This is a genomic window from Marichromatium gracile, from assembly GCF_004343155.1.
Lineage (GTDB): Bacteria > Pseudomonadota > Gammaproteobacteria > Chromatiales > Chromatiaceae > Marichromatium > Marichromatium gracile.
The window spans coordinates 40,270-60,614 of sequence record NZ_SMDC01000017.1 but is presented as its reverse complement, the minus strand read 5'-3'; the positions used below and the strand labels follow the sequence as shown (position 1 = coordinate 60,614).

The 20,345-nt window shown below is 66.7% G+C and carries 16 protein-coding genes and 2 pseudogenes; 5 read left to right on the top strand and 13 right to left on the bottom strand.

The window, feature by feature from the left end; genetic code table 11:
• A partial coding sequence (locus EDC29_RS16680) for a transposase (RefSeq protein ID WP_165913565.1) occupies positions 1-209 on the top strand: 209 nt, incomplete at its 5' end.
• A 32-nt stretch (positions 210-241) separates the two neighbouring features.
• Here EDC29_RS16680 and EDC29_RS16675 read toward each other — a convergent pair.
• Positions 242-960, bottom strand: a pseudogene (locus tag EDC29_RS16675) (integrase core domain-containing protein); the annotation flags it as partial.
• Between the two features lie 185 nt (positions 961-1,145).
• Here EDC29_RS16675 and EDC29_RS16670 point away from each other — a divergent pair.
• The 4 genes from EDC29_RS16670 to EDC29_RS17725 all read left to right on the top strand — a co-directional run bounded on the left by EDC29_RS16670 (position 1,146) and on the right by EDC29_RS17725 (position 5,209).
• The gene (locus tag EDC29_RS16670) at positions 1,146-2,312 is read left to right on the top strand and encodes a hypothetical protein (protein ID WP_132230667.1); all 1,167 of its coding nucleotides are present in this window, start codon (positions 1,146-1,148) and stop codon (positions 2,310-2,312) included.
• A 17-nt stretch (positions 2,313-2,329) separates the two neighbouring features.
• Positions 2,330-3,466, top strand: coding sequence for a hypothetical protein (locus EDC29_RS16665; RefSeq protein WP_165913564.1), 1,137 nt, complete (start codon positions 2,330-2,332; stop codon positions 3,464-3,466).
• A 284-nt stretch (positions 3,467-3,750) separates the two neighbouring features.
• Positions 3,751-4,853 (top strand): IS3 family transposase gene (locus tag EDC29_RS16660; RefSeq protein WP_132230665.1). Its coding sequence is split into 2 segments (ribosomal slippage): positions 3,751-4,003 and positions 4,003-4,853, totalling 1,104 coding nucleotides; the frame shifts between segments, so codons are not numbered across the junction.
• A gap of 299 nt (positions 4,854-5,152) precedes the next feature.
• Positions 5,153-5,209 (top strand): excalibur calcium-binding domain-containing protein, encoded by a 57-nt coding sequence (locus EDC29_RS17725; RefSeq protein WP_132230668.1) that lies wholly within the window; start codon positions 5,153-5,155, stop codon positions 5,207-5,209.
• A 22-nt stretch (positions 5,210-5,231) separates the two neighbouring features.
• Here the strand turns inward: EDC29_RS17725 and EDC29_RS16650 are convergent, their stop codons facing one another.
• The 12 genes and pseudogenes from EDC29_RS16650 to EDC29_RS16600 all read right to left on the bottom strand — a co-directional run bounded on the left by EDC29_RS16650 (position 5,232) and on the right by EDC29_RS16600 (position 20,166).
• The gene (locus EDC29_RS16650; RefSeq protein WP_132230664.1) at positions 5,232-5,459 is read right to left on the bottom strand and encodes a hypothetical protein; all 228 of its coding nucleotides are present in this window, start codon (positions 5,457-5,459) and stop codon (positions 5,232-5,234) included.
• Positions 5,456-7,660, bottom strand: coding sequence for a hypothetical protein (locus tag EDC29_RS16645; protein ID WP_132230663.1), 2,205 nt, complete (start codon positions 7,658-7,660; stop codon positions 5,456-5,458). The genes EDC29_RS16650 and EDC29_RS16645 overlap by 4 nt, the downstream gene beginning before the upstream one ends.
• Complete coding sequence (locus EDC29_RS16640; RefSeq protein WP_165913563.1) at positions 7,657-8,490, bottom strand: LamG domain-containing protein; 834 nt, start codon at positions 8,488-8,490, stop codon at positions 7,657-7,659. The genes EDC29_RS16645 and EDC29_RS16640 overlap by 4 nt, the downstream gene beginning before the upstream one ends.
• A gap of 54 nt (positions 8,491-8,544) precedes the next feature.
• Positions 8,545-8,985, bottom strand: a complete 441-nt coding sequence (locus EDC29_RS16635) for a hypothetical protein (RefSeq protein WP_132230661.1) — start codon at positions 8,983-8,985, stop codon at positions 8,545-8,547.
• A complete protein-coding gene (locus tag EDC29_RS17345; protein ID WP_165913562.1) occupies positions 8,985-9,542 on the bottom strand; it encodes a hypothetical protein in 558 nt (185 codons plus the stop codon). Before EDC29_RS17345 ends, EDC29_RS16635 begins: the two co-directional genes overlap by 1 nt.
• A gap of 699 nt (positions 9,543-10,241) precedes the next feature.
• A pseudogene (locus EDC29_RS17720) lies at positions 10,242-10,397 on the bottom strand (hypothetical protein); the annotation flags it as partial.
• An 8-nt stretch (positions 10,398-10,405) separates the two neighbouring features.
• Positions 10,406-12,073: a hypothetical protein gene (locus EDC29_RS16625; RefSeq protein WP_200189473.1), complete on the bottom strand. Its 1,668-nt coding sequence runs from the start codon at positions 12,071-12,073 to the stop codon at positions 10,406-10,408.
• Positions 12,074-12,082: 9 nt separating this feature from the next.
• Positions 12,083-13,852 (bottom strand): hypothetical protein, encoded by a 1,770-nt coding sequence (locus EDC29_RS17400; RefSeq protein WP_207906553.1) that lies wholly within the window; start codon positions 13,850-13,852, stop codon positions 12,083-12,085.
• Positions 13,853-13,870: 18 nt separating this feature from the next.
• Positions 13,871-16,873, bottom strand: a complete 3,003-nt coding sequence (locus EDC29_RS16620; protein WP_132230659.1) for a phage tail tape measure protein — start codon at positions 16,871-16,873, stop codon at positions 13,871-13,873.
• Positions 16,874-17,165: 292 nt separating this feature from the next.
• Positions 17,166-17,990 (bottom strand): damage-inducible protein D, encoded by an 825-nt coding sequence (dinD, locus tag EDC29_RS16615; protein ID WP_132230658.1) that lies wholly within the window; start codon positions 17,988-17,990, stop codon positions 17,166-17,168.
• A gap of 227 nt (positions 17,991-18,217) precedes the next feature.
• Positions 18,218-19,291 (bottom strand): ORF6N domain-containing protein, encoded by a 1,074-nt coding sequence (locus EDC29_RS16610; RefSeq protein WP_132230657.1) that lies wholly within the window; start codon positions 19,289-19,291, stop codon positions 18,218-18,220.
• Between the two features lie 452 nt (positions 19,292-19,743).
• Complete coding sequence (locus tag EDC29_RS16600; protein ID WP_132230655.1) at positions 19,744-20,166, bottom strand: pilin; 423 nt, start codon at positions 20,164-20,166, stop codon at positions 19,744-19,746.
• Positions 20,167-20,345 lie beyond the last annotated feature (179 nt).

Genomic DNA, 20,345 nt, shown 5'->3' with positions numbered 1-20,345 from the left:
CGCGCAACATCCAACCGCAGCTCGCGCGACGCAACACTCCACACGGCAGCGGCCTGGGAACGACCCGCTGGGTCGTCGAACGCTCGCTGGCGTGGTTGCATCAGTTCCGTCGACTGCGGGTGCGCTTTGAGCGCAGGGCCGATATTCACGAGGCGTTTCTCTTCCTGGGACTCGCACTCATTTGCTGGAGTGCCTTGGAGTGGGCGTAGAGCTTTTTGATAGAGCCTCTAAGTGTCAAGTCCCCTGAGATTGTAAAAACCCGCTTATTGAACAGCTCTGGTCGTTTCTGCGCCCACTCCTTGAGCACTTGAATCGGGGCGATGTGCCCGAGCGCTTTCTGGAGGATGTGCTGGTTGTAGACCTGGACATAGCGAGTGATAGTCTGCTCCAGACTCAGGGCGGAGTCGAAGCGTGTGGTGGCCAGCACCTCGGCGATGCGTCCGTTGAAGCGCTCGACCAGACCGTTGGTCTGCGGTGTTCGGGGTTTGATCAGACGATGCTCGATGGCGTGCTGGGCACAGACCTGATCGAAGCGATGCTGTCCGGCCCCGGTTCGTAGTCCTTGAACGACTTGACCGGGCGCTTCGCGGCGTCGGCCTCCTGTTGGATCAGGGTCTTGAGGTTGGAGACGCCGTGGCGGCGCAAGCAATGATCGAGCGCCGAGTGCAAGGCCTTAGGGTGGATGAACTCACGGGGCACCACCAACAGGTCATCGAGCGGCAGCAACAGCGTCTCACGCAGCGCCACCACGAGGGCTTCCTGCGCCGGTGAGCGCATCGTCGATAGTCGGTGCGGGCGGTGCGAGGCGTCCTCAACGCCATCGCGCCGACGCCACTTGCGCACCGCCAGGGGTGAGAGGTTGTACTGCGCGGCCAAGACCTTGGTCGGCAACGTTGAGGCCTGCAGCTCACGACGAATCGCCGGGGTGGTGCGGGCATTCTTGTGCAAACGGATCTCCATCGACGATCAGACTCCCGGGCTGTGGACTGTTGCGCGGGCGGTGGCTTCCTGAATCAAAAGCTCAAGCACCTCGCGGGTTCGGAATTAAATAATAACTTCGACGGGGAATATGATCGCACGGGACGTAAAAATTACTTGAACCGGTTACGGCGATGCGGGGCGAATTCATAGAGGAAGAGCGGCAGATGGACGCGTCAGACGTAATAGCTAAGCTTGGCAGGCGCATGAAAAAAAGGCGCGAGCACTTTTGGGAGAGCCAAAGATTCTTCATCCGAGCCGGAAAGCGCTTCGGCAAGGACGAAGCGGCGCTCTTCTTCCATACGCGCGGCTGTCGGCATGATGCTCAGGGCGGGTGCACCATGTGCGACTATAGCTCAGGTCCCTCGGTCGATGCCAAGAGCATCGTCGACGGCGTGCGGCAAGGGTTAGCCGAGCTTCCAGCCGGATTGAGCTGCCTGCTAATCTCGCCCTCCGGAAGCTTCCTCGACCCATGGGAGGTTCCGGTCGAGGCACGGGCGGGCATTCTGGCCGCGGTCGCGGAGACGGGCTATCCCGCCATCGCTTTTGAAACCCGTGCGGAAACGGTGACGGAAGACGCTCTGTGCGCCTGCCGGGCGGCGCTTCCCGACCGCTGCCTCAAGGTCTATTGCGGGCTGGAATCAGCCGATCCCTGGGTATCCCGCTACGCGCTCAACAAAGCGCTTGATCCCGCCTCTTTCGTGGCGGCAATGCAGATACTGCATGTGCACGGCGTTACGGGCGTGGCCAATGTGTTAGTTGGTGCCCCCTTCCTGCACGAACGGGAGGCCATTGACGACGCCGTCGCCAGCGTCCGGTGGGCACTCGGTGCCGGAGCTAAGGAATTCTGCCTGTTCCCCTGCCATGTTAAGCGTTGGACCCAGGTGGCTTGGCTGCATGATCATGGCTTTTACAGTCCACCCTCCCTATGGTCTCTGATCGAAGTGTTGTGGCTACTTGGAAAAGATACCGCCGCCACACGCGGAGAAATCGCCTGGTTCACGGATTACGGGGCCTTCAACATTACCGAGTCACCGACCACTTGCCCACAGTGCCGCGATGCTGTAATCGGGCAGTTGTACGGATTCTCTGAAACCAACGACTACGCATATATCGAATCGCTGGTCAGGATAGACTGCCCATGCAAAGAAAGATGGCGAGAAGGACTGCAAACTCTTCCAGGCATGAACCGGAAACAGCGCGCCCAAGCCGCATACGACCGCATCGGCGAAGAGATTTTTGCAGCTCGATGGCCCTCCATACGTAGTGAACTGCTGGACTCTCTCGACGTTTCACCACAGATCATCGGAACTCAACAGGGTGTCACGCAATGACAAGCGGACGGGAGGCTGTGGCCAGCTTCTTTCATTCGGTCAATCGCAGGATTCGCCAGGATAACGTCCCGTTTGTTCCTCCAGCTGCTTGGTATCAACTTATCGACGACGACTTCGGCGAGATCTGGTTCCCTTCGCACGGATGCTCTTGGAGCGTGATTGGAACATGTAGCATGTGCAATTATGGGGTACCACTTCCGCCCACTGACGATCAGATGGTAGGCGCAGTTGCTCTTGCGCTGGCCTCATTCGAAAGGCTGCCCAGCAGGTTATGGGTTAGTTCCTTCGACGTGCTGGATCCGCGCGACGTTCCCGTTGATGTGCGCCGCCAAATATATCGCCTGTTAGCGCGGACGCCGACGCAGATCATCATTTCGGAAAGCCATCCGCTGTGCGTGCGATTCGCTGACGTCAAAGAATGTGTCGATCTTCTCGAAGGAAAGATCTTCGGTCTCGAACTCGGCATTGAGACCATGAATGACTTTGTTCGGAACTGGTGTCTACACAAGAATTTTCTGACGAGGCATGTTCACCGAGCTATAGACGTCGCGCGAGCGGCAGGTGCCGAGGTCTATGCCAACCTATTTGTTGGCGCCCCTTTCCTGACGACGATGGAATGGATTGAGGATGCGATCGATTCTACGCGCACGGCATTAGATGCGGGCGCGGACTCCGTAGTATTGCTTCCGTGCCATGTAAAACGCGGCACGCTTTGCGACTGGCTTTATCAACGTGGACTCTACCGGCCACCGTCATTGTGGACGGTCATGGAGATTCTGATACGCGTGGAACCGCGGTATTGGCCTCGCATCAAGCTGTCTTGGATTTTGACAAAAGAGCATCCGGGCCACCCACAACTGATTTCTCCGATCGACGAGCATGCCTCCCCTAGATCGCTTCTCTCCGCACTGTCCAAATTCAACCAAAGTGCAGATGGCACGATCTTTCAGCCACTTTTGAGTTTTCCCGAGTATATTCGGTGGCATAAGGAAATGAAGCTAAACACTCCTGATACACTGCCAGACCGAATCGCTAAATGCCTTCCATTAATTGCGAAAAACATAATGGGGCATCAATGGTGGCATTTAAACGAAAGATCAATAACTGACAATTTATGGAAAGATTGGAATCTGGCGCAAAAGCATATACATTAATCCAATTTAATATCCGAAAATTACAATTAAAAAGAATATCTCGTCTCCGAAAAAATGAAAGAATGAGATTATTCGCTCAGTGCGACGTTGACGAATAAAGAGACACATCCCGTTTGATCATATTCTCCGCCGAAGCTATCCCTTGTTCCGAGCCCGCTAGGTGCTTGAGCTTTTGATTCACGAAGCCACAGCCCGCGCAACAGTCCATAGCCCGGGTGAGGTTCCCCCCGAATTTCGTCCCCCAAGGATTGAAGTAGACTGACGATCAACGCTTAGAGAGCACGATGCAGAAGATCCCGAAGCGGGTATACACGCTGGAGTTCAAGGAGCAGGCGGTCAAGCGGGTGCAGTCGGGGCGCAGTATCGCCTCGGTGGCGCGCGAGATGGGCCTGGTGGAGCAGACGGTGCGCAACTGGGTGCGGCGCAGCGAGGCGGGGAAGCTGGAGTCGAGCGCGGGCAAGGCGGTGACGCCCGAGGAGATGGAGCTATCGCGGTTGCGCGCCGAGGTTGCCGAGATTCGCGAGGAGAACACGATCCTGCGAAAAGCGACGGCGTACTTCGCGAAGGATGCGCTGTGAAGTCCGCCTGGATCGATGCGCATCGCGGCGGCCAGCGCCAGGGGCTGAGTGACGCGCAGCTGACGCTGCTGCTGCAGGCCATCCACGCCGAGAGCGGTGGCGCCTACGGCAGTCCACGGATGGTGCGAGCGCTGCGCGCCCGCGGCCTGAGCGCAAGCAAGGCGCGCGTGGAGCGGCTGATGCGCGAGCACGGCCTGCGCGGCCGTCATCGGCGTCGCTATCGCGTCACGACCGACTCGAGCCACCGTCTTCCCGTCGCCGAGAATCTGCTCGCCCGGGACTTCCGGCCCAGCGCCCCGAATCAGGTATGGAGCGCCGATATCACCGATCTCTGGACCGATGAGGGCTGGCTCTATCTGGCCGTCGTCCTCGACCTGTTCAACCGCGAGGTCGTCGGCTGGTCGATGCGCGCACGCATGGATGCCGAGCTGGTCATCAGTGCCCTCGGCATGGCCTATGCCCGGCGCCGGCCGCCACCGGGGCTGCTGCACCACTCCGACCGGGGTAGCCAGTACGCCAGCCACGCCTTCCAGCAACGCCTGCGTCGCTACGCCATGCGTTGCTCGATGAGCCGGCGCGGCAACTGCTGGGACAACGCCCCGACCGAGAGCTGGTTCAACAGCTTCAAGCGCGAGCGCGTCTTCGGCGAGCGCTTTCCGACCCGCCAGGCAATGCGCGTCACGGCCTTCGAGTACATCGAGGTCTTCTGCAATCGCAAGCGACTGCACTCGACACTCAGCTATCGGTCCCCCGTCGAGTTCATGCAACAGTGGGAGGCGAGCCAGCGCCGCGACCAAGCGGTCGCATGAGACCAACCCCTTGGGGGAGGAAAAAACAGGGGAACCCCAACGACAACCCTTACGCGAGATACCGCGAAAAGATCATAAGACACTGAAATTAATGGAGCTGGCGGACGGATTCGAACCGACGACCTACTGATTACAAATCAGAACTGCGATCGTCATAACTTTAAATTTCAACAGGTTACGCGCTCGCGCTGCGCCATTTCCTGTCCAGCCCTGCCTCTGCGGTACCCTCTCCTGTCTCGCGCCCGCACATTTTCCGGCACACCTTTACGCCGCCCGGCCAGCGCTAACGCGCGAGCGGCTTGAGCCGCCTCGACAGAGACCGAGATGGTGTCCCGTGTGAGTCGCTGTGTCGATAGTCGGAGAGCGATCGACCCTCCCCTACACCTCAATCTCCACCGTCTGCAACACCGGCGCCGGCCCCTGGATCACCCCATCCTTGATGTAGACCGGATCGCCGATGCTCCCCCTTCCCCGTACCTGGGCCTGCTCGCCGCTGAGCAGGGTGACGGTGCAGCCGTCGCTGCTGGTGGCGGTGATGGTGCCGACGTCGGTGGGCGGCTCGGGGAGGAGCTGGAGCAGGCGGCGGTAGGCGTTCCAGGTGTTCATGTCGGGTGGCTCTCGATGCGGATGGATTGCCACACCTCGGGCAGGCGGCAGTCGAGTTCGACCGCGCGCGAGAGCCCGAGGCGGGTGGTGCCGCCCTCGGTGTAGCGGATGAGCTGGCCGGGGTGGATGATGCCGGTCTCGGGGTGGACCGGGGCGCGCAGGGTGATGTGGGCCTGGCGGCCGGTGTCGGCGAGCAGGCGCAGGCCGCGCTGGCGGGTCATGACGACATCGGTGGCGAGCGCATCGACGCAGGTCGGGGCCTGGGTGTCGCCGGCGCGCCCGGCGCGGCGCACGCGGTCGCGCCGACCGCCCTCGCCGCCGGTGATCCACACCGCGTCGTAGTCCGGGCGCGCGATCCACTCGATGCGCTCGGTGTGGCAGGCGTCCTCGGGCAGCGCGATGTCGGGGGTGGTCTCGGCCCAGGCCCAGGGCGGGCGCGGATACCAGGGCAGCAGGCGCAGCACCGGCTCGGTGTCGTGGCCCTGGACATAGCCGCCGCCGGCCTCGGCGATGCGCGCGGCGGCCTCGATGAAGGTGCCGGTGTGGCTCCAGGCGCCGGCCGGGACGGTCCAGTCCTCCAGTTGCCAGTCGAGCGTCCAGCCGATCGGCACGCCGTTGTCGGTGAGCGCCGCGTCGAGCAGTTGGCGGGCGCTGCGCGACTCGGTGTTGGTGCGCGCGCGCGGCGCGGCGGTTGGCGCGCCGAGCACGGCGGCGCGGCCACGCCCGCCGAGGTCGAGCCAGTTGGAGCCGAAGCTCCGCGAGCGGGCGATGCTGTCGAGACGCAGCCGGATCGGGTGGGCGTTGACGGTGGCGATCAGCTCGACGGCGGGCGCCTCGGGCTCGGCCTGGAGCCGCGCGAGCGCTGCACCCGGCACCCGCGCCGACCAGCTCCACGTCCAGGCGTCGGCCTCGAGCGCGAGGCGCAGCGACGCGGCGGGGATCTCGGTGCCGTCGAGCAGGGTCAGGGTGACGGTGTTTCTCACGATATAGAGCCTCCGGATGGGGACGATGCGGGTCGCGGTCGGCGGCTCGGGCACCCAGGGCGGGCGCGGTCGCCAGTCGCAGCAGCCGGGTAGCTCGACATCAGTGCCGAGCGGCGGGGTCGCGCCACAGGGCGTCCGGGTGCGCAGCAGTACCGCTGGCATGTAGCACGGCGTCCAGCGCCCGGGGAGCGGCCACATCGCCTCGGTGTGTGGGGTGCCGAGCGGTGTCTCGACGCGCCACGCGGCGTGGTGCCCGACATCGAGGCGGACGCTGATCGGGCGCGCGTCCTGCTGATCGAGCCGCAGCCAGTCGCGGGTGCGCTCTCGATCGCGATGCCCCGCTCGGGCGGCGGCCTGGATCGGGACGGCCTCGGTGTGCACCGCCCGGGTCGCGCGCCGCAGCCGCCGGGTCTCGGCATGGGGCGCGGTACGCGCGGCGCGGATCGGGCGCGCCTCGGCATGCGGGACCTGGGCGACCCGGCGCAGCCGTCGGGTCTCGGTGTGAAGTAGCCCGAGCGCCGGTCCTGGGTACGCTTGTGCCTGCCGGTGGCCGAGCGCCGCCGCGTGGCGGGTCGCGCGCATCTCGGTGCCGATGAGCCGCCAACCGCGAGCGGTGGTGCGCTGGTCGCGTGCCAGGGCCTCGGCGCTGGGTCCGGTGGCGGCAGGGAGGGCCAGATCCAGCTCGACGACGAGCGCGGCACCGAGCGTCAGCCCCGCCGTCGGCGCGGGCAAGGCGGCGACGAGGGTCGCATCCTCGATGACCCGTGCCCGGAGCGCAGCGGTGAGCGACAGACCGGCGCTCGGCGCGGGCAGCGCGGCCTGGAGTACGGCCTCGACATCGCTCGGGTCGATGACCGGGCGGCAGATCGAGTCGAGCACGGTGGCGGCAAGAGGCGGCGAGCCATAGGACCGCCCCAGCACCACGACTGATTGCAGGGCTGTCTCGACCAGTGCTGGTGGCGGCGCGCCACAGGCGAGCACGACGGCTCGATCGAGCGACGGCGCGGGATCTCCAGGACGGACACGCTGATAGATGCGCGCCGTCAGCGTCAAAGTCAGCCCCGCCGTCGGTGCGGGCAGCGCGGCGTACAGCGCCGCGTAACCGATGCCCTCCTCGCGCCATGCCCCGTCGGCGGCATCCGCCGGTAGACGCGGCAGCGCCGCGCGCCCTTGCCAGGAGGCGTCGGCGGCGTCCGGCGGCAGGCGCACGTCGCTCACCCCGGGATCAGGCGATCGACCAGATCGGGGAGTACCGGATCGGCCGGACCGCCGTCGTCGTCGGAGAGCACCAGACGATCGACCTCGCCCGGCACGGTGGTGGTGAGCAGGTAGGCGCCGTCGGTGGCGCTCGATCGTGTCTCGGCGAGCAGCGTGCCGCTCTGCCGATGATAGAGTCGCACGGTCCGCGCGGCGGGCGCGCCCTGTTGATCGGTGATGATGCCGCTGACACGCGTCGCGGTCTGCTCGGTGTTGCCGAGGAGTTGGGCCGGGACCGCGTGGACGCTGGGCGGCTCCAGCGGATGCCGGGTGTCGAGCCGATACTCGGCGAGCAGCCCCGGGGTGCCGAACGGCAGATGCTCGGCCTGCCGCGCGGTGGTGATCTCGGGGCCGGTCAGCGCCCGCTCCCAGAAGCGTAGCCTGGCGATCTCGCAGTCGGCCCGAGGCCAGTCCAGGGTGTTGTACTGGGCGTGCCAGAAGGGGGCCGCCGCGCGCAGATCCATGTTGGTCACGGCCCCGGAGCCGACCAGGACGCCATCCTGCCAGATCTCGGCGAGCGCGCCGTCGTACACCCAGGCGAGATGGGTCCAGGCGCCGATCACTGGTGTGCCGACGCGGATGTCGGAGGCGCCGATCCCCAGCCGTAGGCCGGCCCCGGCAGCGGTGCGGAAATATAGGTTGATGCCGAGCGAGTCGAACCGCTCGCCAGGAATGAGCGTCCCCAGCACGCCCGCGTTACTGGGCAGTGCGTGCAAGCGGTACCAGTGCTCGACCGTAAACGGGCGCGCATGGCCGTCGTCATCGAGCGGGAGCGGATTGGGGATCCTCATCCCCGGGACGGGGCCGCTCGACACGTTGTAGCCGCTCGTCGGAGCACTCATGGCTCAGCCCTGGAAGACCGCCGAGGTGACGCGCACGGACGCGCCCTGGTACAGCATCGGGCTGTCGAGTTGCACCTCGCCGCCGTCACCGGTGGCGCTCACCGTGCAGTCGGCCCACCAGTCGCCGTGGCCGTCATAGATTCGCGCCCAGGCCGCGGCGGTGCCGGTCGCGGGGTCGGCGCCGGTGATCGGTGCCTCGAGCGGGGTGTCGAGGCGGAGCTGGTGGGTCGCGGGGTCGACCGCGCCGATGCCCGTCGCCAGCGGGATCTCGACCAGGGCGGTAGCCTCGGACGGGGTCTCGCCGGGGATGGTGGGGAGCGGCGCACCGTAGAGCACGAGCCGCGCCCCGACCGCGCCGCCGGCGAGCAGGGCCAGCCCGGCCTCGAGCACCGGCAGGCGGGCGGCGGCCTCGCGCGCGGCCTGGTGCTGGGTGCCGAGGTTCATCAGCCCTGCTCCTCCGGCGCGGCGATGGTGTAGGGGCCGTGACAGACCGGCTGACAACCGGCGCTGCGGTAGGTGATGTCGTAGGTCCCCGGCGGCACCTCGGCCGACCAGTCGCCGCTGGGCGCGGGCACCACGTCGATGACGTGCCCGTGGCTGCCCCAGGCGCGCACGATCACGTCATCGACGGCAGCGCCGCCGATGGCCTTGGTGGCGTTGCCGTTGATCGTGGCGAGCGCCCCGGCGTAGGGCATGTGGACCGCCAGCGGCGCGAGCGCGCCGGTGGCCTCGTCGAGGGTGATGCGCAGCAGGCGATCGTCGGTCGCCCCGGGGCGGGTGTCGGGGATCAGCAGGTGGTAGTCGCCGGGGGCGAAGCCGCGCACCGTGAACGCCCCCGAGACCGGGTCCGGGGTGACGACCTGCGAGCGCGCCCAGGCCGGACGGCGCAACAGCTGCACCGGGAGGCTCAGGGGGTTGCCGTCGTGGTCGTAGAGGATGCCGTGACGGGTCGGGCGGTTGATGTCGGGGAGCCAGGCTGTCGCGGTCCCCGGAGCGCCCACTGTCGCGGTACCCGGCACGACAGACCAATCAGCAGCATTGATGACCGTCAAGTATGGCGCGCCAAGGTGCGCTGCGGCCAAATAGGCTCCATCCGGACTCCAGGCGACACTGTTCGTCGTGTACGGTATAGAAGGAGTCGATACTGTCGACCAGTCCGCCACGCTGAGCACAATCAAGCGCGGATTACTGTTGTGCGCCACGGCCAGGTAGGCCCCGTCCGGACTCCAGGCGCAATCCATTACAGGGGCAACAGATCCAAGCGCCCCAGATATTGGAAGCCAGTCGGCGGCACGGAGGATTTGAATATTAGGCGACCCATCATGCGCCACGGCCAGGTAGGCCCCGTCCGGACTCCAGGCGACACCGCGCCCATAACCTGGCGCCGACGGACCCGGCACGACAGACCAATCAGCAGCATTGATGACCGTCAGGTTATCGCCCTGGAGATGAGCCACGGCCAGATAGGCCCCGTCCGGACTCCAAGCACAATCCATCGCATTGCCAGCAACAGCTGGCGCGGCCGCCACCTCCCAGTCGACCGCACTGATCACAGTCAAGTGCGGTGAGTACATGTGCGCCACGGCCAGGTAGGCCCCGTCCGGACTCCAGGCGACACCCTTCCCCCTACCAGAGATCGATGGCACCTGTACAACAGCCCAATCAGCTGTACGCATGACGGTGAGATAGGGAGAACTGTGATGCCCTACCGCCAAATACCGACCATCCGGCGAAAACGCCACCGCATTGACATCCCCACCCGAGGCAAACCGCGTCGTCGCCACATCGAACGTCGGCCCCTCCAGGGTCCGCAGGGTGTCGTCGCTCGAGCCGACGGCCAGGAAGTAGTCAGTCATCCCTCACCTCAGGGTCGGTCGATGTTGCCGAGCGCATGGATCTCGCAGCCATCGGCGGCGGCGGGGTCGGCAGGCTCGTCGGATTGCTGGATCGAGCGCGCGACCCAGAACTCGGCGATGGCGCCGACGGTGTCGATGCGCACCACGTTGCCGGTGCTCCAGCCGCCGCCGTTGGCCGCGGCGGGGATGGTCATGTAGGGGGTGCCGGCGCTGTAGGCGCCGCCGCCGAGGTCGATCCGGGTGCGCGGGTTGATCGGCGCGATGTCTTCGCCGCCGGGGGCGTAGACGCCCTGCCAGACGAGCCCGCGGTTTTCCGAGATCAGCTCCCATTGGTCGCTGGCCGCGTTGGTGCAGCGCAGCACCCAGCGGTCGGTGTCGCAGCCCTCGTTGGTGACCTGGATGGGGTGGTCGATCAGGTTGAGGGTGGCGGTGGCGGCGCTGCCGCTGGGGGCGTCGGCCCACGCCCCGCTCCAGCTCGCCTGATCCCAGGTCGCCGAGACCCGGGCGCGACGATCGCCGATGATCAGGCAGCCGGCGACGATGGTCTCCCCGGCCGGGTAGTCGTGGGTGAGCGGGCGCGAGAGCGCGAGCCAGCCGCTGATCTGGGCATCGGTGATCTGGCGCAGGTCGCCGACGGTGTGGCGCACGGTGAGCGGCAGGGTGAGGCCGGCGAGGTCGGGGAACATGATCTGCCCGGAGGCGCGGTCGAGCTGGTAGCGATCGCCTTCGATCACCGCGCCCGTGGCGTCGGTCACCCGCACCCAGGCGAGCCGGGTGCGACCGATTGCGGCGGCGACCCCGGCGCTGGGGCTGAGGGCGGTCTCGGCGGCGTGGAGGATCATCACCAGATCGCCGGGGCGGTAGATCGGCACCCGGCCATCGGCGGGCAGCCGGGTACCGTCGATGCCGAGGATGTCGGCATCCAGCGGCAGGTAGCTGTAGGCGACGGCGTTGTAGCGCAGGGTGGTGGGGTCGACCGCCAGCGGCTGCCAGGCGTCTTCGGCATCGCGGGTACCGAAGTGCACGGCGGCGACGCCGACGGCATAGTCGACCCGGCCCTCGATACCCTCGCCCTGGATGCGCCCGTCGGCATCCGCGGTGGCGATCAGCTGGGTGCCGTCGAGGGTGGTGGCGACCACCTGCAGCGCCTCGGGCTTCAAGGGCGCGGTCGCGGTGCGGAAGCTCGCGGCAATCTGCCCCCACTGGCCGTAGCTGGTGAGGCAGCTCTCGACCGCGGGCGGCACGCTCGCCCCGCCCGGCCAGCGGCGCAACGCGACCCGGCCGGCGGCATAGTCGAGGTCGGCGATCGCCGCGCCGGCGTCATCATAAAGCTTGCCGTCGCCGCGGTCGCGATAGAGCCAGCCGCCAAGGAGCAGCCGCACCGAGCCGGGCACGATCGGCGCTGACAGCGAGCGGGTGAGATCGACCCCGAGCACGCCGTCGGTGAGGGTCAGGGTCTCGCTCGCGGCGTCGGTGGTCGCCGCCCCGGTGAGCACGGCGGTGCCGCGGATCGGCTGGCCGAGGGCTGGAGTGTAGATGGCCTGCTGGGTGACCCACTCGCCGGTGGTGGGCGTGGCGGGCAACTCGTAATCGCTCGGCCCCAGACAGCCGATGCCGGGGTAGTAGCGCTCATCGTTGCCGCAGGTCGGAGTGCCGCCGGTGCGAATCTCGGTCATGCGCATGTCTCACCCCTCCGAGGTGGTCGTGACATAGACCTGTTCCGGCACCGCGAGGGTGCCGTCGATGGTGCACAGGCCGGTGGCATAGTCGACGCTGCCGAGGGTCTGGCCGCTGACCGCCGTCGGCGGGTCGCCGACCAGGGTCGCATCGCCCGAGACCAGCGCGCCGTCGCCGTCGTCGTAGAGGGTGATCTCGACCACGGTGGTGGCATCCGGGGCGATGAAGGGCACCACCAGCGACACCCCGCCGGGGGTGAGCGCCTGGCCGAAGTCGAAGGTCTGGGCGGCGGTGACCGGCGCGCTCCGCTCGAGCTGCACCGGATCGAGCTGGGCGTCCTCGGGGAGCAGGTAGTCCCAGCGCAGGGTGAGTTCGGTCTCGGGGTCGGGCAGCTCGGTGAAGAACAGCCGCAGCCGCCCGGCGCGATCGATGCTGCCGCTGACGCCAGCGCCGGTGATGCTGCCGTCGGGGGCGGCGCTCAGGGTGAGGGGGGCGGCGGCGCGCACATAGTCGACGCGCAGCGAGCCGGGGACATAGGGCCGCTCGGCCTCGGGCAGTTGGCGTTCGAGCAACGCGCCCCGGGGGTCGACCGTCGCGCCGGCCCCGGCGCGGATGCTGTAGTGCACCGGGCTCGCCCAGGTCCAGATCAGCTGCGAGCCGGCATCGGGCAGCGCCCCCAGGGTGACCGCCGCGGTGGCGGTGGCGGCGGTATAGGTGCCGGCGCCGAGGCTGGGGTCGGTGCCGCCGAGGGTGCCGGCGCCGTCCTCGGCCAGCTCATACCACACCCCCTGGGCCATGAAGGCGACGCGCAGCGTGCCCGGCGCCGGCGGCGGCGACAGGGTCTCGATCCAGTTGAGGCGGCGGTTCTCGGCGGTGACCGGGCGCGAGCGGGTGTGCGCCGGTTGCGCGACCTCGACCGCGTGACCGCCGCCGGCATCGACGTGCAGGGTCAGCGAGTCGGCCAGACGCTGATCGGGCAGCGGCGTCTCGGTCTGGCTGGCCGGGACGAGCTGGCTGTAGAGGCTCGCCGCGCGCACCCGCAGGTCCCCCGACTGGGCGGGCTCGGCCAGCGGCTGGGCGCCGCTGTAGCGCGCGGCGTCGGCCACCGTGGTGTCGCGCAGCCGCGCGCCCTGGTCGTAGTCGTAGAGGTCGTCGCGGCGCGGGGTGTGGCCGGCGAAGTCGTGGCGCAGCGCGTCCTTGAGGGTCAGGGTGACGACCCAGCGGGTGTAGTCGCCGTTGGCGTCGGTGAAGGTGGTCTCGACGGTCTCGACGTCGGTCACCCGCACGTATTGCTCGACGGCATCGGCCGCGCCCTCGTGGTGGATCAGCGACAGGGTCTTGCCGATCGGCGGCAGCGTGGTGTCGACGCGCTGGATGATGCGGATGGCGCGCATCCCGGCGATGTGGTCGTCGTAGAGCACGCCCGGCCACATCGGCCCCTTGTAGAGATAGGCCTGGACGCGATCGGCGGCCTGGGTGCGGGTATCGAAGGGGTCGGCGGTGCGAAACAGGGTGTAGCCGACGGCGGGGTCGCGCGGCAGCGCGGTGAGGGCGAGCTTGGCGCCGCCGTAGAGGCTGGTGTCGAGGCTGCGCACCGCCAGCGCGAGCTTCCTCAGGTTGAAGCGGCCGTAGGCGCGGTCGAGATCGGAGATGTCCTCGAAGACGTTGTTGAGCGCGCCGTCGACGATCTCGCGCCCGGTGGCGGCGCCGCCGCCCTCGGGGACGTCGTCCATCACCTGGCTCTCGACGAAGACGATGTTCTCTTCTTGGATGGGCATGTCGGTTGGGCTCGCGGGTCAGATCGCCACAGCGGCGGCGGACTCAAGGGATGACAGGATGGATTCGAGCGCATCGGCGCTGGCCTCATCGGCCACGGTGATGGTGCGGCTCGACTGGCCGTTGACGCTGACGCGCACGTCGATCGCACGGCTCGCGCTCGCCGCGCTCCCCGTGGCCCTCGAGGTCGTGCCAGTGGTGCTCGCTGCATCGGTGCTGGTGCGCGCCGCAGACTCGGCCTCGAGGTTGGCCATGGTCGTCTCGTGGCGCTGTCGCTCGGCGGCGATCTGCGCGGCCAGGGCGTCCTCGAGCGCCTGGTCCTGGGCGCGCACCGCCTCGAGCAGCCGCGCCTCGAGCGTGGCGATGCTGTCTTCATGGGCGCGATCGGCATCGCTCAGCGCGGCGCGCCGCGCGGCCTCCTCGGCCTCGGCCTCCGCCGCCTCGATCGCGGCCTGGGCCTCGGCCTCGGCGGCGCGCTCGCGCTCGACGGCCTGGATCTGCTCAAGCATGTCGAGCTGGTCTTCGAGCGCGCGGATCGCCTCGGTGTTGCCGTCGCGCTTGGCCTCGGCGAGCGCCATCTCGATCTCGAGGCGCTGCGCCTCCTGCTCGAGGAGCAGCGCCTCGAGCTGCTGGCCGTTGAGCTCGGCCCACTCGGCCTGCAGGTCGCGCAAACCGGCCTGGGCCTCCTCGGTGAAGTCGGCCATCTTGCGCCGCGCATCGTCGAGCGCCGCGCGCAACGGCTCCAACTCCTCCTCGCCGAGGCGCTGGTTGGCATCGATCAGGCGGTCGAGCTTATCGGCATACTCGCTCAGGCCGATCGAGCCGGCGTCGAGCGCCTCGCCGAGCTTGCTGAACTCGGTCTGCAGCCGCTCGCCGCGCTGCGCCAGACGTTCGGCGGCGATCTCAGCCTCGATGACCTCCTGCTTGAGCTGGGTGATCGCGAGCACCACGGCATCGGTGTCGCGCAGATAGTTGAAGGCCATGTCGACGCGCTCGGCGAGCGCATCAGCCGTGGCGCCGGTCGCTTCCAGCTCGGCCTCGAGCTGGGCGATGCGCGCCGAGGCCTCGTCCACCGCGCCGTCGCCGACGAAGTCGCTCGCCTCCAGCGCCTGGATCGCACGGATCTTGTTGTCCCAGCGATCGAGGCCGCTGACGATCTCCTCGACGGCATCAGCCGCCGCCGAGGAGTAGCCGCGCAGATCAGCGATGGCGTTGCGGATCTGCTCGCGACTGTTCAGAAAGGCGATGTTGAGGTCGTTGCTCGACCCGACGACCCGCTGCACACCGTCGCTTGCATCCTTGGCGCTATTGCCGAGGTCGCGCTGGCTGTCGGAGAGGTTGCGGGTGGTGTCGGTGACGTTGTTGTTGATGTCGTTGAGCATCTGACGATGGCGCATCTCCTCGCGCATCGTCTCGATCTCGCGCAGGCGCGCCTCGATGCCGGCGTCGAGGTCACCCTTGAGCGCGGCGATCTGTTGCGCCTCCATGCCGGCGGCCTCGGCGTCGTCGAGCCGGGCAGTCGCTGAGGCGCGCGCTGCGGCCAGCTCCCGTTCCTTGGCTGCGATCAGCTGACCGATGCCATTGATTGCCGTGTCGCGCGCCTGCGCCTCCAGGCGCAGCGCCTCAGTCTCATCGCCGCGGGCGCGGGCCTCGTCGGCGAGGTGCTGGAGGTGATCGACGCGCAGGTCGATCTCGGATTGGAGTTGCTCGGTGGCGCGCTCGGCGGCGGCGAGTTCGAGCTGACGCTCGGCAGCCAGATCGCTGAGCGCCTTGGCGTATGCCTTGGCGACATCCTCGGCGCTCATCAGGGCGTCAGTGTTGCCGTCTACGGCATCGCCGTGCTCTTTGAGCGCGTCGGTGCTTTCCCCAGCCGCCTCCTCGAGACCCTTGGCGTCGCGCACCAGCCAAGCTATGGCCTTTGTCGCGCCCTCAGCGTTGACCCCCATGCTGTCAAGCTGGCCGATCAACGCGCCGACGGGGTTGCTGGCTACCTTGAGTGCGGTATCCATCACCCCCAGGGTGCTGGACATCTGCTCGGCGCGCTGGTTGGGCGCCTCGATCGCGTTGGCCAGCTCGGTGAGCGCCCCGGCCAAGCTGGTGGTTCGCCCGAGCAGCCCGGAGTCCTCGGCAAGGCTTGCGGTCAATCGGCCCACGGACTCGTTAAGCGCGTCCAGTGCCGTGCTCGCGTTGCCCGCGCGCGCCTCCAGCGCGCCGGCGAACTCGGTCTCGCCGATCTTGCGCAGGGCGTCCTGGATGGCCTTGGCGTCGTTCTCGATCTCGACCGTCGTGCCCTTGAAGGACAGTGCGACGCGTTCGCCCTCGACGGTCGCCTTGATGCCGAACTCCTTGAGGCGCTCGAACTCCCCCACGGAGGCGTCGGCCACGGCCTCGATGAAGTCCATGATGGACTTGCCCGAGTTGCCGGCAGCGACGTTGGCGTAGGCTTCCAATGCCTCCCGCGAGGGGTCGAGGCCGAGGTTCTTGAGGCGAATCCAAGCCTGGGCCAGCTCGTCGGCGCGCACCCCCAGGTCGTCAGCGGTGACCCTGAGCGCCCGCATGACCTCGTCAGCCTCTTCGACGCCTCCGGCGGCGAAGGCGAGATCGCTGCGCAGGTCCTGGGCGCGCATGCCGGCGTCGAGTAGCGTGGTAGCCAGGTCCTTGATGGCGTCTAAAGTGACAGCGCCGGCAGCGATTCCAGCCGCCGCCTTGGCCAAGCCACCAAGGGCGGCGCCAGCCCCGTTGGTAGCGTCAGTGGCGTCTCTAGCCTCGTCGGCAATGCGATCCAGACCGTCACCTGCCTGCTTCCCCGCTCGCCCACCCGCAGCGCCGACGCGATCCAGGCCGCGCTCAGCCGCAGACGCCGCCTCGCCGCCGAGCGTTTCCAGCGGCGAGGCGGCGTCTGCGTCGGCCTGACGGGCGGCGTCGCCAACACCACCGAGTGAGGACTTGACGCCATCGAGCGCGGCCTCGGCCTCGCTGCTGTCGGCGTCGATGCGGAGTTTGAGTTTGAGATCGTCTGCCATGCTGGCAGCATCGCTGCCAGACGGGCACCTGTCAGTGAAAACGGGTTAGCGGGGGGGGGATGCGCCGTGGTGAGCTGGGCAGATTTACTCGGGTTCCTGGTCGGCCCGGGGTGGACCAGCGAAGCTGGCTCCCCACGTTCTGCCAGTACTGCTCTATGCGCTGCTGAGACGTACCCTTGGGCATGTACTCGGTGTAGTTGCCCACCGGCCAGATCTCCATGACAGACCCCGCCGCGCGGATCTTGCGATATGACCTGACGCGAACTTGCATGCGGCGCCTCCTGGACTTTCCTCAGCGCGGCTTGTCGAGCTTCTTGAGGTCCCTGTGGGTTGATTTCAGGGACTTCCTGACTTCGTTGATGTCCGCTTTCGAGGGGAGTCGCTCAGGGGGCGTGCCGGAAATTTCGATCATCGTCTGGCGCACCTTGCGCCCGACACTTTCAGCGGTTCGTTCGGCGTTGCGCTGCCCCTGGATGCCATCGGCCTTGAGCTTCTCCTCGGTCTGGGTGATGCGAAACAGGTTGGCGGCGAGTTCGGTCTTGCCCATGAAATCCAATGGGGAGCGCTTACCGGGCACGCCTTTCAGGGCTCGCAGCTTCTTGAGGTTCATGTTGTAGAGGCCGCGATAACCGGCGCTCTGGAAGTACGCGTAGTTATCCACGCCAGCGCGCTTCGCGGCGCCATGCAGTAGCTTCTCACGCTCGCTGACATCGTCACGGATCAGCACCCGCTCAACGTCTTCGGCTTCCTCGACATAGCGAGCGAAGGCCTCGGCCAGCGTTGCAAAGTAGGCCTGGGCGCTGGCCACTTGCGGCTTACGCGGGTCCGCGTTCATGGCGACCAGGTAACAGGCAAAGCGCGACAAGCGGTAGTCAGCGACACGGCGCCCGTCGATCTCCCGCTCTTGCTGAACGAAGTTCTCGATGATGTTGATATTGAGCGCCGCGCAAGTCGACATCGCGCGATTCAGGGCTTTGTGGAACGGGGGCTCGCTCTCGTAACCCAACGCATGACGCAGATCGCTCGCCCACCAGTAGCGAAAGCCGTTCTCGTGGCCGAGATCGTCGAACGCAAGGCGGCCATCGTCAAAATGGAAGAGGCTTTGCTGCTGATTCATAAGGAAGAACTGTCCAGGTAAGTATGGGTGACGACGGGGCGGATCGGACGCCGAAGACTGACGGTAGTCTAGCGCATTCGGCCACCCGTTTACCTGTCTGGAGCGCCCGATTGACGGTGGCGGCGAGCTGTGCGGGCTTGGTCAGAGCGCAACCTCAAGGGGGAAGCGCGCAGAGGCGCGCGGCGCCATCGTGGCGCCGCGGCGGGGGTTACATCAGGCCGTGATCCTCAGTGCCGGCGCTGCTCGGTCGGTTCGGCGACCTCGGGATAGTCCCGTCCGGCCTGGGCGCGCGCCGCCAGCTCTTCGAGGTCGCGCTCCATCCAGCCCGAGAGCGTGTGTGCGATCTCGCCGCGATCCTCCTTGGCCGATCGCATCAGGCGTGCGCGCCAGTCCTCGATCAGCGGCTCGGCCTGTTCGCGCCGGCGCACCACGCGGCGCAGCACCTCCAACTCGGCCTCGTTGCGCATCTGGACCAGCGGTTCGACGGCCTGCAGGATGCGCCGCATCTCTTGGGTGAGCACCGGGAGGTTGTCCACCGTGAAGCGGTTGGGCGAGGGCACCCCGGTCGCATCGCGCAGCGCGTACCACACGCCCTGGGTCCACGCCTGCTCGTAGTGGAAGCGATGGCTGATGAGCCAGATCACCCGCCGCAGGTTGGCCATGTCGTTGTTGGTCAGCGGCTCGGAGGCGGGGCGCCGGGGCGTGTGCTCGGCGTTGGGGACGCCGCGCAGTTCCATGCTGGCCATGTACACGATGGCGTCGGCGAGCCGGGTCCGTGGCAGCTGGCTGTACTTGGCGATGCGGAACTTGTTGTGCAGCCGCGACCAGATCTCGGCCAGGCCCTTGCCTTGGAGTGCGGGCGCGAGGTGGGCGACCTTGCGTTGAGCGAGTTCGGAGAGGGTTTGCTGCTCGGAGGGGATGATGGTGTCATACCGCTCACCCACGGTGCGCTCGGGGTTCACGCGGAAGTAGGCGTTGACCAGTTCGCGCTGGATCTGCCACGCCAGATCGTCGGTGAAGCTCTTGACCAGTAGCAGGTAGCCGGACTCGGTGACGACGGTGATGCCCTTCGGCGGGATATTTCCCAATGCACGAATTTCGTCCATTGAGGATTCGCGCGTGATGACGAAGAAATCCTGCCCTTCGATCAGGCGCGATTTGTTCTCGGTGAAGTTGCGGCGCGCAGTCCCTTTAGGGCGGCCGTGAACCTCGTCGACCTGGGTGAACGTCAACACGCGCTGATCGCGGATGACGATCGGGTGAATCTCAACGGAGTTGATGGAGACGATGGGGTTGGTCATGACGACCTCCACAGATTTACTCTCACGTAACGGGAAGCCCCGAAGGGCGGCCAGGAGGGTGAGACGGCTCTGTGAGACCGCGCGCAGCTTTTCCGGACGAACCGGTCTTGTATGGCTGCGCACTCCCGGCCAGCGAAATCTGGCGCGGGCGCACAAACAAAAATACCGCATGTCTGACGGGTGCGGTGTCCGCACAGAAGAGGTTCTCACGCCTCTGGCGGAAAGCATAGGAGAGTCTGCGGGAGGATGTCAAGCGGCTGCGCCGTCAGACCAGCCCGGCGACCTTGAGCAGCACCCCGATGATGACGGTGGTCTGGAGCAGCCCGGCGCCGATGATCCAGCGGGTGAGGTCGGTCCTGGCCTCGGCGATGCAGGAGGGGGGGTAATGACTGGGTGGTTGGGGCGGGAAACAGAAAACCGCCCCGGAGGGCGGTTTTTTTGGTGGAGGTCGATTAACGGCAATTCGCCGGCAAGAATTTAGCGTCGATATCTGCAGATGCACAAACCCATGTCAGCTGACCACCCGCAACATCCGTAGGTGTCAGCGTGATACCGCCGGCGGCATTTGTAACCGTGCTTGTTACGGTTACTACCCCGGTAGCATCGGTGATAGCAATGTCGCTTACGTAGTCTGTTGCGCCCGGGAACGTATAACCGCTATTTGCCGCTGTAACTTGGTCGAGCCCACCCAGAGACGAGGCCGTCTCGGAAACTGCCAGTTTTGCCGGTGCCGCCATTATCAGCGCTTCACTGATTTTCGCTCGCGTCGTGTAGTCCTGATACGCCGGCAATGAAACTGCCGCCAGAATACCAATGATAGCCACCACGATCATGAGTTCGATCAGGGTGAAACCGGCTTGCATTTGCTTCTTCATGGAGTGGTTCTCCGGTTGGGGTGAACTGAGCCTGTCTCGTCGAGGCGGGGCCGACATGGCGGCGCCGGTCCTGGCTTCAGGGTATCAAGTTCCGGGCCAGGGGTTGTGGGCTTCGGTAAGCGGTTGATTCTGTGTCGCCCGACGGCTGCTGGGGTGTCGTGTCACACCTCCGGGGTGTG

Excerpts from the sequence above, each read along its gene's own strand:
- EDC29_RS16600 (WP_132230655.1), bottom strand. The coding sequence starts at position 20,166 with ATGAAGAAGCAAATGCAAGCCGGTTTCACCCTGATCGAACTCATGATC.
- EDC29_RS16650 (WP_132230664.1), bottom strand. The coding sequence starts at position 5,459 with ATGAACACCTGGAACGCCTACCGCCGCCTGCTCCAGCTCCTCCCCGAG.
- EDC29_RS17400 (WP_207906553.1), bottom strand. The coding sequence starts at position 13,852 with ATGCCCATCCAAGAAGAGAACATCGTCTTCGTCGAGAGCCAGGTGATG.
- EDC29_RS16610 (WP_132230657.1), bottom strand. The coding sequence starts at position 19,291 with ATGACCAACCCCATCGTCTCCATCAACTCCGTTGAGATTCACCCGATC.
- EDC29_RS16635 (WP_132230661.1), bottom strand. The coding sequence starts at position 8,985 with ATGAACCTCGGCACCCAGCACCAGGCCGCGCGCGAGGCCGCCGCCCGC.
- EDC29_RS16625 (WP_200189473.1), bottom strand. The coding sequence starts at position 12,073 with ATGACCGAGATTCGCACCGGCGGCACTCCGACCTGCGGCAACGATGAG.
- EDC29_RS16670 (WP_132230667.1), top strand. The coding sequence starts at position 1,146 with ATGGACGCGTCAGACGTAATAGCTAAGCTTGGCAGGCGCATGAAAAAA.
- EDC29_RS16640 (WP_165913563.1), bottom strand. The coding sequence starts at position 8,490 with ATGAGGATCCCCAATCCGCTCCCGCTCGATGACGACGGCCATGCGCGC.
- EDC29_RS16620 (WP_132230659.1), bottom strand. The coding sequence starts at position 16,873 with ATGGCAGACGATCTCAAACTCAAACTCCGCATCGACGCCGACAGCAGC.
- dinD (WP_132230658.1), bottom strand. The coding sequence starts at position 17,990 with ATGAATCAGCAGCAAAGCCTCTTCCATTTTGACGATGGCCGCCTTGCG.